This window comes from Amycolatopsis sp. DSM 110486, assembly GCF_019468465.1.
GTDB lineage: Bacteria > Actinomycetota > Actinomycetes > Mycobacteriales > Pseudonocardiaceae > Amycolatopsis.
Window position 1 is genome coordinate 7820406 of record NZ_CP080519.1, and the last position, 14450, is coordinate 7834855.

General features: G+C 71.4%; 14 protein-coding genes. 7 read left to right on the top strand and 7 right to left on the bottom strand.

Annotation, left to right across the window (positions count from 1 at the left end):
• The first annotated feature begins 93 nt into the window (after positions 1-93).
• A complete protein-coding gene (locus K1T34_RS37945; RefSeq protein ID WP_220239543.1) occupies positions 94-1104 on the top strand; it encodes a sigma-70 family RNA polymerase sigma factor in 1011 nt (336 codons plus the stop codon).
• 339 nt (positions 1105-1443) lie between these two features.
• On the opposite strand, the gene K1T34_RS37950 is transcribed toward K1T34_RS37945, so the two are convergent.
• The 6 genes from K1T34_RS37950 to K1T34_RS37975 form a co-directional block, all read right to left on the bottom strand.
• Entirely contained in the window at positions 1444-2631 is a 1188-nt protein-coding gene (locus K1T34_RS37950; protein WP_220239544.1) for a hypothetical protein, read from the bottom strand.
• Between the two features lie 182 nt (positions 2632-2813).
• Complete coding sequence (locus tag K1T34_RS37955; protein ID WP_220239545.1) at positions 2814-3203, bottom strand: hypothetical protein; 390 nt, start codon at positions 3201-3203, stop codon at positions 2814-2816.
• A complete protein-coding gene (locus K1T34_RS37960) occupies positions 3200-3727 on the bottom strand; it encodes a SigE family RNA polymerase sigma factor (protein WP_220239546.1) in 528 nt (175 codons plus the stop codon). The genes K1T34_RS37955 and K1T34_RS37960 overlap by 4 nt, the downstream gene beginning before the upstream one ends.
• Positions 3728-3907: 180 nt before the next feature.
• Complete coding sequence (locus K1T34_RS37965; RefSeq protein ID WP_220239547.1) at positions 3908-5761, bottom strand: lectin; 1854 nt, start codon at positions 5759-5761, stop codon at positions 3908-3910.
• Between the two features lie 220 nt (positions 5762-5981).
• On the bottom strand, positions 5982-6857 hold the full coding sequence (locus K1T34_RS37970; protein ID WP_220239548.1) for an alpha/beta fold hydrolase: 876 nt from the start codon (positions 6855-6857) through the stop codon (positions 5982-5984).
• A 306-nt stretch (positions 6858-7163) separates the two neighbouring features.
• The gene (locus K1T34_RS37975) at positions 7164-7628 is read right to left on the bottom strand and encodes a MarR family winged helix-turn-helix transcriptional regulator (RefSeq protein ID WP_220239549.1); all 465 of its coding nucleotides are present in this window, start codon (positions 7626-7628) and stop codon (positions 7164-7166) included.
• Positions 7629-7833: 205 nt separating this feature from the next.
• Here K1T34_RS37975 and K1T34_RS37980 point away from each other — a divergent pair, with 205 nt between their 5' ends.
• The 3 genes from K1T34_RS37980 (at position 7834) to K1T34_RS37990 (ending at position 11010) form a co-directional block, all read left to right on the top strand.
• Positions 7834-9216, top strand: a complete 1383-nt coding sequence (locus tag K1T34_RS37980; protein WP_220239550.1) for an FAD-dependent oxidoreductase — start codon at positions 7834-7836, stop codon at positions 9214-9216.
• Positions 9217-9363: 147 nt separating this feature from the next.
• Complete coding sequence (locus K1T34_RS37985; RefSeq protein ID WP_220239551.1) at positions 9364-10257, top strand: SAM-dependent methyltransferase; 894 nt, start codon at positions 9364-9366, stop codon at positions 10255-10257.
• A gap of 30 nt (positions 10258-10287) precedes the next feature.
• Positions 10288-11010: a Crp/Fnr family transcriptional regulator gene (locus K1T34_RS37990; protein ID WP_220239552.1), complete on the top strand. Its 723-nt coding sequence runs from the start codon at positions 10288-10290 to the stop codon at positions 11008-11010.
• 2 nt (positions 11011-11012) lie between these two features.
• On the opposite strand, the gene K1T34_RS37995 is transcribed toward K1T34_RS37990, so the two are convergent.
• Positions 11013-11582: a flavin reductase family protein gene (locus tag K1T34_RS37995; RefSeq protein WP_220239553.1), complete on the bottom strand. Its 570-nt coding sequence runs from the start codon at positions 11580-11582 to the stop codon at positions 11013-11015.
• A gap of 133 nt (positions 11583-11715) precedes the next feature.
• Here K1T34_RS37995 and K1T34_RS38000 point away from each other — a divergent pair, with 133 nt between their 5' ends.
• The 3 genes from K1T34_RS38000 to K1T34_RS38010 are packed head-to-tail and all read left to right on the top strand — an operon-like array spanning position 11716 to position 14436.
• Positions 11716-12750, top strand: a complete 1035-nt coding sequence (locus K1T34_RS38000; RefSeq protein WP_220239554.1) for an ABC transporter substrate-binding protein — start codon at positions 11716-11718, stop codon at positions 12748-12750.
• A gap of 22 nt (positions 12751-12772) precedes the next feature.
• A complete protein-coding gene (locus K1T34_RS38005; protein ID WP_220239555.1) occupies positions 12773-13591 on the top strand; it encodes an ABC transporter permease in 819 nt (272 codons plus the stop codon).
• Positions 13588-14436: an ABC transporter permease gene (locus K1T34_RS38010; RefSeq protein ID WP_220239556.1), complete on the top strand. Its 849-nt coding sequence runs from the start codon at positions 13588-13590 to the stop codon at positions 14434-14436. Before K1T34_RS38005 ends, K1T34_RS38010 begins: the two co-directional genes overlap by 4 nt.
• The last annotated feature ends 14 nt before the right edge of the window (positions 14437-14450 follow it).

Sequence of the window (14450 nt, forward strand, 5' to 3'; positions counted from 1 at the left end):
ACGCCGCGGGATCCGCAAAAGTGGCGCACCGCCCCCTTCGCGCCCCGGCCGGCGTCGAGACAGGATGAGAACGCAGACCGGAGAGAGGTGGCCATGGAACGGGCGAGGATCGACCTGATCAGCCGGGCGCGGGGCGGCGACGGCGAGGCTTTCCGGGCGCTGACCGAACCGCACCGCCGCGAGCTGCAGGTGCACTGTTACCGGATGCTCGGCTCGTTCCAGGACGCCGAGGACGCACTGCAGGACACGCTTCTGTCCGCCTGGCGGGGCCTGAGCGGGTTCGACGGCCGCGCCTCGATCCGCACCTGGCTCTACCGGATCGCCACCAACCGGTGCCTCAGCGCCCTGCGCGCGGCCAAGCGCCGCCCGGCCAAGGAATGGGACATCCCCGGCGTCGAACCGCCGGAACCCACGCGCCTCGGCGAGGTCGTGTGGCTCGAGCCATACCCCGACGCCCTCCTCGAAGGCGCGATCGCCGTGCCGCTCGGCCCGGAAGCCCGTTACGAACAGACCGAGTCGATCTCCCTGGCCTTCGTGACCGCCCTGCAGGCATTGCCGCCGCGTCAGCTGGCCGTCCTGATCCTGCGCGACGTCCTCGGGTTCCCCGCCGCCGAGGTGGCGGGCATGCTGGACACGACCGTCGACTCGGTCAAGAGCGCCCTGAAACGAGCGCGCGCCGGCCTGCCGCGCCGGCGGCCGACCGTCACCGAACCCGCTCCCACCGCCGGCTCGCCCGCCGAGGACACGCTCGTGGCGAGGTTCGTCAGCGCGTACGAGGCCGCCGACATCGACGCGCTGGTGACACTGCTGACCGACGACGCGTTCATGTCGATGCCGCCGCTGCCTTTCGAGTACGAAGGCCGCGACGTCGTGGCCCACTTCTGCGCGAGCCTGTTCGGCGCGGGCCGCCGCTTCGACCTCGTGCCGACGCGCGCCAACGGCCAGCCCGCGTTCGGCGCGTACCTGCGCACCCCGGGCGGCGTCCGCCACGGCACCGGCCTCTACGTCCTCACCTTGACGGGCGACCGGATCTGTGCGATGAGCCGCTTCGAGAACAGCGTGTTCCCGGCGTTCGGGCTCCCGCGCTCGCTCCCGGGCCGGTAGGCGGGGCGGCCCTGAGCGGACGGTCACCGTCACCGGCACAGTCATCTGTCTGGCGCTGTGCCGGTCCCGGCCCGGCGACGATGGTCCCCGTCAACCAGGGCGGGCCCGGAAAGCCGGGCCGCCGAACGAACGGAGACCACCCATGCCGACGATCACCACCGACGACGGTGTCGAGATCTTCTAGCCGTTCGGTCCGCGCGGCGCAGTGGGCGGCTGGAGTCGGTGCCGGGGTGAACCGAGGTTAGGCCGCGTGAGCCATGCCCAGCCAATGCCTAAATCGCCGCCTGCCATGCCCCTTCGCGCATAGCGGGCGAATTCGTCTACTGTGGACTCCGCCGCTCAGATCGCGTAGTGCCAGCCGGTGAGGGCGTAGGCGCTGAACCAGCAGCCGACGAGGACCACGCCGGCGGTCGCCGCGACGGCGGTGCTCCTGCGGCGGCCGGACAGCCCCTGGGCGAGTGGCAGCAGCAGGACGAAGCCGGGCAACAGGAACCGCGCCTTCGCGAACGGGATGCCCGCGGTGCCGGCCACGAGCACCACCATGCCCGCGCCGAAGAGGATCAGCGGCCACCAGCTCGGCCGCTCGCGCAGCCTGAGCAGGAGCAGCGCGGCCGCGATGATCGCGAGGAACACCACGAAGACGTTCCCGACCTCCATCACCGACCGGCCTTGGACGAGCTGCTGGCCGACGAAGCCGAACGTCTCCGCGCCGGCGTCGAAGCGGGTGTTCCAGCCGTGCCACTCGAGGTCGAACCAGCCGAACAGGCTGCCCGTCTGGTTCGCGACCCACAGCCAGTAGCCGATCAGCCCCACCGGCGCCGCGGCCGCCGCGATCAGCGGCGCCGGCCGCGGTGCCCGGGCGAAGGCCACCACACCGGCGAAGACGACCACCGCCACCAGCACCACCGCCGTCGGCCGCGTCAGCCCGGCGGCGACACAGCAGAGCGCCGCGAGCGCCCACCGCCTCTCGACGAGCCCGACGAGCGCCCACGCCACGAACGTCGTGAACAGGGCTTCGGTGTAGACCATCGAGAGCGTGATCGACAGCGGCGCGCCAGCCCACAGCGCCACGAGCAGCAGCCCGGTCCGCTCCTTCCCCGCCCCGGCGGTTTTGCCGAGGCGGTAGACGCCCAGCGCCGCCACGATCCCCGCGATGAGGCTGATCAGCAGTCCGGCAGCGGTGCTGCCGAGCCCCGTGCCGGTCGCCAGCGCGTGCATGAGGAACGGGTACAACGGGAAGAACGCCAGCGGCGTGTGCGGGGCGAAGTTCCCGGCGGCGTCGACGAGCCCGTGGGTGATCCCGCCGTAGCCGTCGTCCGCGATCGCCAGGTACCACTGCCCGTCCCACGCGGTGAGCCGGTCGAGCAACGGCTGCCCGGTACTCGACGCGAACAACGCCAGCACCACCACTCCGACCACCCGCACCGCGAGATACACCCCGGCGGCGCGCAGATAACCGAGACGCGCCGAGGCCACGGCGCGAGTCGAGGCCGGGGCCGGCGTGGGGGTGGACAACAACGTGGTCATGGCGGGTTTCCGTTCACGGGCAGCGCGCGGTCGGCGCTGTTGGGCCGGCTCGGCGGTCATGGGGGAGCAAGCGGGAATGGCGGGCGAGTGGGAGGTCTTGGTGGAGGCCGACGTGCTCAGGCTGGAGGTGGCTGGTTTCGGCGGGCCGAGGCGTTCGGCGTGAGGTTCGGCCGGCGAGGCGGTCACGGGGTGCTGGTCGGCGACAGGCCGTCGTCGGTCGGCGAGAAGCCGGGGCTTGCGGGTGCGTGGGAGGTCGTCGAGACGGGCGCCGTGCCCGGTGGGGGCGGGGTGTGGGTGGTGCCCGTGACGGTGGGGGTCGTCGTGGAGGTGGCCGTGGGCAGGGGCGGCGCGGCGGGGCCCAGGTGCTCGGCGGGCTGCGCGCGCAGGAACAGGGGGACGAGTACGAGGGTCGCGGTGGCCAGGGCGCTGCCGGAGATGGCCAGGCCGCGGCGGACGGCGCGGTGGCGGCGGCCCCGGCGCAGCACCGTGGAGAGGGTGGCGTCGAAGTCGCCTGCGCCGGAACCGTCGGGGCCGGCCAGGTGGATGAGGGCGCGTGCCTGGTCTTCGTTCATCGCTCGCTCTCCTCGGGGAACGGGTCGCGGAAGCCCAGAGGGTCGAGCGCGCGTTTGAGCGCGGCGAGGCCGCGGGCGGACTGGCTTTTCACGGTGCCCTCGCTGCACCCGAGGGCGGTGGCCGTCTCGCCGACGCTGAGGTCGTTCCAGAAGCGCAGCACGAGCACGGCCCGTTGCCGCGGCGGCACCTGCGCCAGCGCCGTGCGCACGGCGAGTCGGCCGGCGTGGTCGGTTTCGGGCAGGGCGGTGGTGTCGGGCGGGGCGGCGGAGGTCAGTTCCAGCTGCCGCCACTTGCGCCGGTTCTCCCGCACGAACGTGCGCACGAGCACGGTGCGCGCGTAGGCGTCCAGGCCGCCCTGGCGCACCAGCCGGGGCCAGATCACGTAGAGCTTGACGAGAGTGGTCTGCACCAAGTCGTCGGCGCGGTGCCATTCGCCGCTGAGTACGTACGCGGTGGTCCGCAGCGCCGAGGCACGACTGTGCACGAAGGCGGTGTAATCCGCCTCCCAGTCCCGGTGACCCACTCGCTGCTCCTCGCTCGGACCGCCGTTCAGCAGCCCTCACTCCACAAAGGCCATGGGCGGGCCCTGCGGTTGCACGCGAATCGGGTGACGCACGTCACTGCCGCGAACACAGTAGAACGTCCGTGACCGGATCAGCCCGGTCACGGGCGTGGCGGACGAAAAGTCGTCCGGTGTCGACGGTTACGCCGGGACCGACCAGCGCTGGTTGGGGCCGCCGGAGCAGGTCCAGATCTGCAGCTTGGTGCCGTTGGCCGTCGAGCCGTCCTTCACGTCCAGGCACTTGCCGCTGCCCGCGTTGACCAGCGAGCCGTTCGCGCCGGTCGACCACTTCTGGTTGGCGGCGCCGAAGCAGTCCCAGAGCTGGACCGCGGCGCCGTCGGCGGTGCCGTTGCCGGTGACGTCGAGGCACTTGCCCAGGCCGCGGACGGTGCCGTCACTCGAGAGCGTCCAGTGCTGGTTCGGGCCCGACGTGCAGTCCCACAGCTGCGGCTGGTTGCCGTTGGCGGTCGAGCCGCCGGTGACGTCGAGGCACTTGCCGCCGAGGCCGGAGATCGGGCCGGTGCGGCCGGCAGGCGGGGGAGTGGTGGTGCCGCCGCCGCTGCCGGGCCAGGTGAACGTGGCCATCGAGCCACCGGGCAGCTGGTAGCCGAACGACTGGCCGCCGAAGGAGACCTGGAAGTTCTGCGTGCCACCGGTGTTGAGCGCGACGAGCACGATCGTGCCGTCCGGGTTGCGGAACGCGACGTTCTCGACACCGCCCTCGCCGTAACCCGTCGAGTCGATCCGCACGGCGCCGGGCTGCACGAACTTGCTCAGGTGGCCGAGCACGTAGTACTCGGCGTTGTAGGTCACGTTGCCACCGCCGACGGTCACGACACCGTTGCAGTTGCCGCAGCTGCCGATCACCGGGCCGTGGTTGTTGTCCAGCGCCATGTTCCACAGCGCGACGGTGCGCGCGTAGTTGCGCGTGGCGCCGATCGTGAGGTTCATGCCCTGCCACCGCAACGTGTCGGCGAAGCTGTTCGCGACGTTGTCGGAGTCGTGGCCGGAGCATTCGGTGAAGAAGATGTCCTTGTGCTGGTCGCCGTACACCTTGGACTGGGCCGACGGGTCACCGCCGTAGCAGTGCCACGCCGAGCCGGCCACGTTGTCGCCGGCCTGGTTGTTCACCTGCTCGGCGAAGTCCGTGACGTCCCAGTTGTGGTCGTAGCCCAGGATCTTCGCCGGCAGGCCCGCCGCGCGCAGCTTCGGCGCGAGGGTGTTGATGATGTTCGCCTGCTGGGCGGGCTCCATGTACATGCTGGGGTAGCCGGGTGCGGAGAACCGCGGCTCGTTCTGCACGCTCAGGTAGTCGATCGGCACCCCCGCCGCCCCGTAGGCCTGCGCGAACTTCACCAGGTAGTCGGCGAAAACCCCGTTCTGGTCGCTGCGCAGCGAGCCGCCGATGAGGCTGTTGTTGTCCTTCATCCACGCCGGCCCGCTCCACGGGGTGGCCATGACCGACAGCTTCGGGTTCAGGCTCTTGGCCTGCTTGACCAGCGGCAGGATGGAGGAGTTGTCGTGCGCCACGGAAAACCGCGAGAGACTCGGGTCCGCCGCGCCGTCGTCGTAGGTGTAGAAGCTGCGCGAAAAGTCCGACGCGCCGATGGGCTGGCGCAGGAAACTCAACCCGATTCCGCCGGACGTGGTGAACAGTGAGTTCATGATCTCGTCACGCCGCGGCGAGTTGGTGATGTTCCACGCAGCCGAGTCGGTGAACGACGCGCCGAAGCCCACCATCGACTGGTAGGTGGTGGTGGGGTTCACCGTGATCACCGGTCCGCTGCCGCCGGAGCCGAACGACACGTTTCCCTGCTGCTTCAACAGGTTCGTGCGGTCGGTGGTGGTGAGCCACACGCTCGCGGTGGTGGCCGCGTGCGCGACCGGCGCGGGCGCGGCGAGGTAGGCTCCGGCGCTCGCGGTGGCGACGACGGCCGCGGCCGTGATCCGCCAGCGCGCGCGAGCCGATCTCGGCCGGGTTGCTGTGCCTGACATTCCGCTCCTCGGTGGGATCAGGAGCACGCTCGCGGGGAGCGGCTCGTCTCCTGCCACAGTGGCGGCTGTCCGGCAGATTTCAGTGGCGCCTCGAGGCGAGGCGGGCGCCGGTCGGAGTTTCCCGGCCGGCAGCCCGGCAATGGTAAATTTCCATTACGAACGGTGTCAAGGCGCCGATCGACCGTTCCTCACGCGGCGGTGAGGAACGTCATCGGCCCGATCACGGAATTCCGCGGAAAGCGCCCGGAGAATCGGTGATGACGTCCGCGACCTGGTCGGGAGCGGACAGGAACGCCGAATGCGCCGTGGTGAGCCCGAAAACCCTGGTGGGATTGCCGGGGAACGCCGCGTCGGCCTGGCTGACGAACAGCGTCTGCAGCTCGACGGGAATGGTGCGGTCCTGCGTGCACAGGATGTACGTGCGGGGAACCGAACCCCAGCCCGACCCGGTGAGAGTGGTGCTTTCCACCACCATCGCCACGGGCGCGTCGCAGCTGAGCAGCGCGATCGCGGCCGCCGCTTTCCGTTCCTCGACGTCACCGTAGAACGCCTCGCGGATGGCCTTTTGGACCTCGGGGTCCGGATTGCCGGGGTCGATCCGCAACGCGCCCGTGCTCTCGGGATCGCCGACCAGCAGCGGCATGAACCGGTTGCTCCGCCCTTCCGGCAGCGACGGGTACACCAGGCACGGCGTGTCCGAGGCCGGCATGTACGCCGCGAGGTAGTACAGGTGCGCGAAGAGCCGGGGTTCGCGCTCCGCCGCCCTGGTCAGCACCGCGCCGCCCATGCTGTGGGCGACCACGGGAAGCCGCCCGCCACCGATCGCCTCGATCCGGCCGATCAGCAGGTCGGCCGCGGCGTCGAGGCCGATCCCGGCGACCGGCGACGGTTCGGTGGCGAATGCGTCGGCATCGAAGGGCCGGCGCGTGGCCGAGCCCGGTGCCACGGCGTGCAGTCCGTGCGCGGCCAGGTCCAGCGCCACGGCCGCGCGTCCCCGCGCGGCGAGCTCGGCGATCACTTCCGTCCAGGCCCACGAGCCGTGGTAGAAGCCGTTCACCAGAACGATCGGGGCGTCCGCCGCCGTGTTTTCCTCCACAACCGCACGATTGTGCACGGGACCGGCCGCCGAAACCACGCGTGATCGAGTCAGTTTCTGTCGCCGTCGGATCAGGTGTCGACGCTGGTGCCGGGCGGTACGAACGCCGGTGAAGCTGTTGTACAGTCATGCCTATTGACGACCATCCCGTGTGCGGCTGAACCAGAGCTCACTCTGGCTCGACCGAGTGGCCGCACACGCGCACGAAGACGCACACGCGGTTCACCGCCGAGCCGGCTCGGCCAGCCGATACCCGAAACCACAGTCTTCGACCACCTCGGGCTCGCCCACGGCGCCGTGAGCGGATCAGTCCGCGGAGACGGTGCGCCGCTGGTGCTCCGCGACGTCCATGAACACGCGCTTGAACGCCGCGTAGGACTCGCGGCCCACGCGGCGGGCGTGGCGGTCCTGCATGCTCGCCATGATGCGGTCGGCCGTGCGCATCTGGTCGAGGCCGCGTTCGGTCGGGCAGACGAGCTTGGCCCGGCGGTCGCCGGGGTCGGGCCGGCGGAACACGTAGCCCAGCGCCTCCAGTTCGTCCACGAGCAGGCCGATCGCCTGTTTGGCCTGGCCGGAGAGCCGCGCGAGCTCGGTCGCGCGCAGACCACCCGGATCGAGGTAGGCCAGTACCACCCCGTGCCGGGGGTGCAGATCGTCGAAACCCTGGGCGACGAGCTTCGCGAAGAGTTCGCGTTGAACGGCGAACAGGAGCCTCGCTGACAGCACCCCGAGGTCCGGATTCGTCGAGTTCCGCTCCGCCCGGGTAACCACTCACCGCCTCCTTCGGCCGCGCGGCCGCCGAACGCCGCCGCGGGATGGCCGATCATAAACGTTCGACCTGGACCGGCTCCGGGCGGCGCGCCGCTGGACGGTCGCCCGAGGACGGCGCCGAGCCGGGCCAGGTTGATCCGATCTCGGCGAAAATTGATCTTTTCATGCGTAGTCGAGCCTCTTCGGGAGGCGAATGCTGGACCGTATGGACGACATGCACTTCGATCTGGTGGTCATCGGCTTCGGCAAGGGCGGCAAGACGCTGGCCGCGGCGCTGGGGAAGCTCGGCAAGCGCGTCGCGATGATCGAGCAGTCCGCGGCGATGTACGGCGGCACCTGCATCAACATCGGCTGCGTGCCCACCAAGTCGCTCGTCCACCACGCCGAGCACCCCGGAGCGGGCACCCCGCCCGAGCGCCACCGCAGGGCGGTCGAGGCCACGCGCGCGCTCACCACGGCCATGCGGGGCAAGAACTTCGCCATGCTCGACACGATCGACACCGTCACCGTGATCACCGGCAAGGCGACGTTCCTCGACCCCAAGACCGTGCGGGTCGCCGCGGGGGAGGACGTCCTGCGCGTCACGGCCGAGACGATCGTGATCAACACCGGCGCCGTGCCGACGGTCCCGGCCATCCCGGGCCTGCGCGAGAGCACCCGGCTGCTGACCAGCACCGACCTGATCGACCTCGACCACCTGCCCCAGCGCCTCGCGATCCTCGGCGGCGGGTACGTCGGCGTGGAGTTCGCCTCGACGTACGCCCAGTTCGGCAGCGCGGTCACGGTGCTCGACGCCGCGCCGCGGATCATGCCCCGCGAGGACGAGGACATCGCCGCGGCGGCCACCGGCATCCTGCGCGGGGCCGGGGTCGAGTTCGTCTACGACGCCCAGGTGACCGGCGTCCGCGACATCGACAACGGCGTGGAGATCACCTACGAGATCGACGGCGAGCCGCACACGCTCGCGGCCGACGACGTGCTGGCCGCGACCGGGCGCACACCCGCCACCGAGGGCCTGGGCCTCGCCCGCGCGAGCGTGCGCACCACCGCCACCGGAGCCGTCGAGGTCGACGAGCACCTGCGCACCAGCCAGCCGCACATCTTCGCGATCGGCGACGTCAACGGCGGCCCGCAGTTCACCTACATCTCGCTCGACGACTACCGCATCGTGGCCGACCAGATTCTCGGCGGCGGCAACCGGTCCACAAAGGACCGGAAGTTCATCCCGTACACGGTGTTCATGAGCCCGGCGCTCTCGCGCGTGGGCCTCACCGAACGCGAAGCCGTGGAGCGCGGGCTGCCGGTGAAGGTCGTGGAGAAGGCCGTGGCCGACATCGCCGCCATGCCTCGGTCGAAGATCGTCGGCGAGACGCGCGGCGTGATGAAGTTCGTCCTCGACCGCGAAACCGACCTGATCGTGGGCGCGACGCTGCTGGGCGTCGATTCGCAGGAGCTGATCAACCTCGTCACGCTCGCGATGCGCCACGACGTGACCGCGACCGAGCTGCGCGACTCCGTCTACACGCACCCCTCGTCGTCGGAGGCGTTCAACGAGGTGCTCGGCATGCCGCCGGTCCGGACGCACTGAGCCGGGTGGTCGGCAGGCGTCCTCTTCGGACAGCGGCGCCGGGGTGATCCGGTTCGGCTCGGATTTGATCCGTTCGCGCATGGCGGGGTCCTGCCCGCTGCGTGATGATCAAGACGCGCACCGGCACCACTGGCGAAGGGCGAGACCGTGACCGCACCCAGGCTTCCCGAAGGGGTCGGGCTGACCGCCCTGATCGCGTCCTACGCTCGGGCACAGGAGTCCCGCCGCCCGGATCGGCTGTTCGCCGACCCGCTGGCGGAGCAGTTCGTCGCGCGCGTGCTCGACGTCGACGTCTCGACAGCCGCTCTGCCGCCGCTGGGCCCGGCCCGGGAAGAGTACCCGTCGGAGTTCTGGAAGGGCCTGTCCGGCCTGTTCGCGGGCCGGACGGGCTTCTACGACCGCTACCTCACCGAGCGCCTGGCCGCGGGCTGCCGGCAGGTCGTGCTGCTCGGCGCCGGGCTCGACAGCCGGGCGTACCGGCTCGCCTTCCCCGCCGACACGGTGGTCTACGAGCTCGACTCGGCGCAGGTGCTGGCGTTCAAGGAACGCCTGGTGGCCGAGGTCGGCGCCGAGCCGGCCGTGAAGCGGGTGGCCGTGGCGGCCGACCTGCGCGAGGACTGGCGGCGCGAGCTGCTCGCCGCCGGGTTCGACGCGGGCGTGCCCACGGCCTGGATGGCCGAGGGCCTGCTCATGTACTTCGAGCCGGACCAGGCCGACGCGTTCCTCGGCGAGATCGGCAGCATGTCCGCGGCGGGCAGCACGCTCGCGGGCGAGTACCTCAACCGGCGGACCCGGATGAGCGACATCCCCACCCCCGCGGAAGGCGACCGCGCCATGGCGGAGGTCTTCGTGTCCGTCGACCGCGGCGGGCCTGCGGCGTGGCCCCCGGCCGCGTGGCTCGCCACGCGCGGCTGGACCGGCGACGGTCCCGATCTCGTCGAGGAGTTCGTCTCGTCCGGACGAGGTGTGCCGGTGCTGTTCGACCCGCGCAAGGAAGACCCGCTGCGGCTGCACCTGTTCGCGGCGACGCGGAACGCGTGAATCACCGGTGCGGGTGCTTACACTGCCGGGATGAACCCGGCCGGCGCCCTTCCGCCCGCGCAGCGTTTCCGTTCCGCGGCGGGCGGCGCGGTCGTGAGCCCGTTCTTCGCGGGGATGCCGGCTGATCTGGTGGCCGGCCTGCTCGAAAGCGGGACGGCGCGCCACTACCCGCGCGGTGAGGTCATCTTCCACACCGGCGAACACGCGGGCTTCGGCTACCTCGTCGTGGCCGGGAAGGTCGCGATGGGACGGACGACCCCCACCGGCCGCGAACGGCTGATGACGCTGTTCCTGCCCGGCGACCCGTTCGGCATCACCAGCGTCTTCGAGGGCAACGCCCGCGTGTCCGACGCCGTGGCGATCAGTGACGCCGACGTGATCGCCCTGCCGGCGGCCTGGTTGCGCGAGTGGGTGCTCAGCGACCCGCGGATCGGGGCCGCCGTGGTGCGGTTCCTCTCGGCGCAGGTGCGGCGGATCAACGAGACCGTGGGCTCGCTGCTCAACCCCGACATCAGCGGGCGCGTCGCGGCCGGAATCGTGGAGCTGGCCGACCGGATCGGAGTGCGCGGCCCCGACGGCATCCGCGTGCGGCACGACCTCACGCAGGAGCAGTGGGCGCACTACGTGGGCGCTTCGCGCGAGAGCGTCAACAAGGCGCTGAAGGACATGGCGCGCCTCGGTGTGGTGACGCTGGAGTCGCGTGAGCTCGTGGTGCACGACGAGGAACGGTTGCGGCGCAAGGCCGGCCGCTGACGTCATTCGCCCGATTCCCCGAAGCCCGAGTAGCTGCGGCGGAAATACACCAACGGCGACGCGTCCGTGTGTTCCCCGTCCATGATGAGCCCGACGACGATGGCGTGGTCCCCGCCGTCCACCACCTGGTAGAGCTCGCACTCCAGGAACGCCACCACCGAGTCCTCCAGCACGGGCGAGCCGTGCCGGCCGCGGCGCCAGCCCGTGGCGGCGAACTTGTCCGCCACGCGGCTCGCGAAGTGCGCGGAGATCTCGGAACCGTTGCTGTCCAGCACGTTCACTCCGAAGCGGCCGCGGTCGCGGATCGCCTGCAGCGTCCGCGAAGCCTTGCCGAGGCACACCAGCAGCAACGGCGGTTCGCACGACAGGCTGCACACCGTGCCCGACGTCATGCCGATCGGTGAGCCGTCTTCGGCGGTCGTGGTGATGACGCTGACCGACGTCGGGAGCGAGGCGGCCAGGCCGCGGAACCGGTCGGCGTCCACGCCGTAGCCGGCGAGGTGGACGGGGGCGGACATCGACCGGGCCGAACCCAGCGCCACGCCCGGCGAGGGCGGAGTCGAGGAAGTCATGGTTCCATGGCGCCGCCGGAACCCCGCCCGCGGCAACCGGATGTGGAAACTTGCACAGCGGCGTTGTCCCCGTCACACCCGCGGTCTTCCATGCCTTTCACAGCAGCGCGGTACTGCGGAAGGCGGAATCGGCATGGCGGACAACTGCGGCAACTCTGGCAAGTCACGCAACTCTGGCAAGTCACGGAAACGGATCGCGGCGACGCTCGCCGGCGTCGCGGCGCTGGCGGTCACCTCGGCGTGCTCGACCACGGACACCACGGCCGCACCCGGCTCGGGTTCGGGCTCCGGCCCGGCCACGGGCGGTGCGGCGGTGGTGGTCGACGCTCCCGCGACCACATCGTCGGCGGCGGTCTACCTCGGCGCCCGCAACGGCGGGTTCGCCAAGGCCGGCGTCACGGTGCAGGCGCACAACCACACGAGCTCCGACTCGCCGCTGGTGGGCCTGCTCGGCAACGGGTACCCGATCGTCTGGGACAACGCGGCCGACTACCTGCTCGCCGTGCAGAAGAAGCTCGCCGTCACGGTCGTGGGGCTCAGCGACCTCGGCGGGCCGGGACAGCTCGATGTGCTCGCCAAGGCCGGCTCGCCGATCCGCTCGGTGCGGGACCTGCCCGGCCACAGCGTCGCCATCCCCGGCACCACCTCGAGCTGCGCCCTCACCATCCCCGCGCAGCTGCGGGCCGCGGGGCTGGACCCGAAGTCGGTGAAGCTGGTGCCGGTCGCGCTGACGGACGAGGGCAGCGCGCTGCAGCGCGGGATCGTCGACGCCGCCTGCGCGCCGGAGCCGTTCCTCTCGACGATCCGCAAGACGGTGAGCACCCGCAGCGTCTCCGACCAGTTCACCGGGCCGCTCACCGACACCCTCGTCGGCGTCTACGTGACCACCACGAGCTACGCCCAGCAGCACCCGGACGTGATCGCTTCGTTCCGCAAGGCGCTGGCGGCCGAGAACGCCGCCCTCAACGCCGATCCCGACGCGTTGCGCAAGGCCGTGCCGACGTTCACGCGCGTCGACGCGTCGCTGGCCAGCGGCATGAAGCTGCCCGGGTTCGCCACGAACGTGACTGACACGGCGCCGCTGCGGAAGCTGGCGGAGCTCATGCAGCAGGCCGGGATGCTCACGAGCACGGCGCTGCCGGCCGACGTGATGGCCGCGGACCGCTGACGCCGGAAAGGACACCAGCCCCATGTCGCTCGACGTCTTGCCCCGGCGCGCCGCGCCGCGCTTGGGCCACCGCCCCGCACTGTCCACCTTCGTGCTCGGGCTCGCCGGCCTGGTCCTGCTGGCCGCGGCCGAGGAGGTGGTCTCCCGCTCGGGACTGGTGAGCACGCAGTACCTGCCTCCCGCGAGCGTGATCCTCGCGAGGCTGGGGGAGCTGCTCACCAACGCGCCCTTCCTGACCGATCTCGGCGCCACCGCGGGTTCGGCGTTGCTCGGGCTGGTGATCGCGGTCCCGGTCGGCCTGGTCGTGGGCCTGGTCCTCGGGCTCGTCCCGGCCGCGCACACCGCGACCCGCATCGTCGTGGACCTCCTGCGGCCGGTGCCCGCGGTGGCGATCGTGCCGCTGCTGGTGCTGGTGACCGGGACGGGCCGCGAGTCCGTGGTGATCACGATCGTGAGCGCGACGGTGTGGCCGGTGCTGCTCAACACGATCCACGGCGTCCGCGACGTCGATGGTGTCGCGTTGCAGACGGCCCGCCTCTACGGCGCGCGGCTCCCGCGCCGGCTGGCCGAGATCGTGCTGCCCTCGGCCGCACCGGTGATCGCGGCCGGCGTCCGGGTGTCGATCGGGCTCGCGCTCGTGATCGCCGTGGCGGCGGAGCTGCTCATCGGCACCGACACCGGGGTGGGGGCCTACCTGCTCGCCGCGACCCAGGGCGGCAGCCACACCGACTACGCGTTCGCCGCCGTGTGCGCGGCGGGGCTGCTGGGGCTGGTCGTGAACTGGGCCGCCCGGGCGCTGGAACGACGGTTTCTGCCGTGGAGCGAAGGAGAACCGCGATGAGTGCCGTGATCTCACCGGCGCCGGTTTCCGTGCGTCCGCTGCGGACCGCCGCGGCGGTCGCGGGCCGGTTCGTGCTGCGGTTCGGCCTGCCGGCCGTGCTGTGCTGGGTCTGGCAACGCGCCACCGAGGCCGCGGCCAACCCGTATTTCCCGACACCGTTGCAGATCCTCGACCGCGTGCGGACGCTGTGGTTCGCCGGTCCGGCGAGCGACCTGTGGACGTCGGCTCCCCTGTGGACGGACGTGGCGCCGAGCCTCGTGCGGATGCTGATCGGCTGGCTGGGCGGCTCGCTGCTCGGCGCGGCGATCGGGGTGTCGGCGGGCGCGTTCCCCACCGTGCGGCGCATGGTGGACCCGGCGGCGCAGTTCCTCCGCGCGCTGCCGACCCCGGCAATCCTGCCGGTTTTCCTGATCGTGTTCGGCGCCAACGACGTGATGCGCGTGCTGGTGATCGCGTTCGGCTGCACGTGGCCCGTGCTGCTCAACGCGATGCAGGCGACCGGCGCGATCGACCCCGTCGCGCGGGACACGGCCCGCACGCTGCGCCTGGGGCCGCTGCGTCGGCTCCTGCTGGTCGATCTCTGTTACGCCACCCCGGCGATCCTGGCGGGCATGCGCGTGGGGCTCGCCCTGGCGCTGGTGCTGATGGTGCTGTCGGAGTGGGTCGTCGCGACCAGCGGGCTCGGCTTCTTCCTCGTCGACTCCCAACGCCACTTCGAGTTCGCGGGCATGTGGGCGGCGATGGTCGCGCTCGGCGTGCTCGGCTACGTCTTCAACACCGTGTTCACCGCGTTCGAACGCCGCGCTCTGCGCTGGCACCGCCACAGCCGTGCCCGGCACGACTGATCCCCGAAGAACTC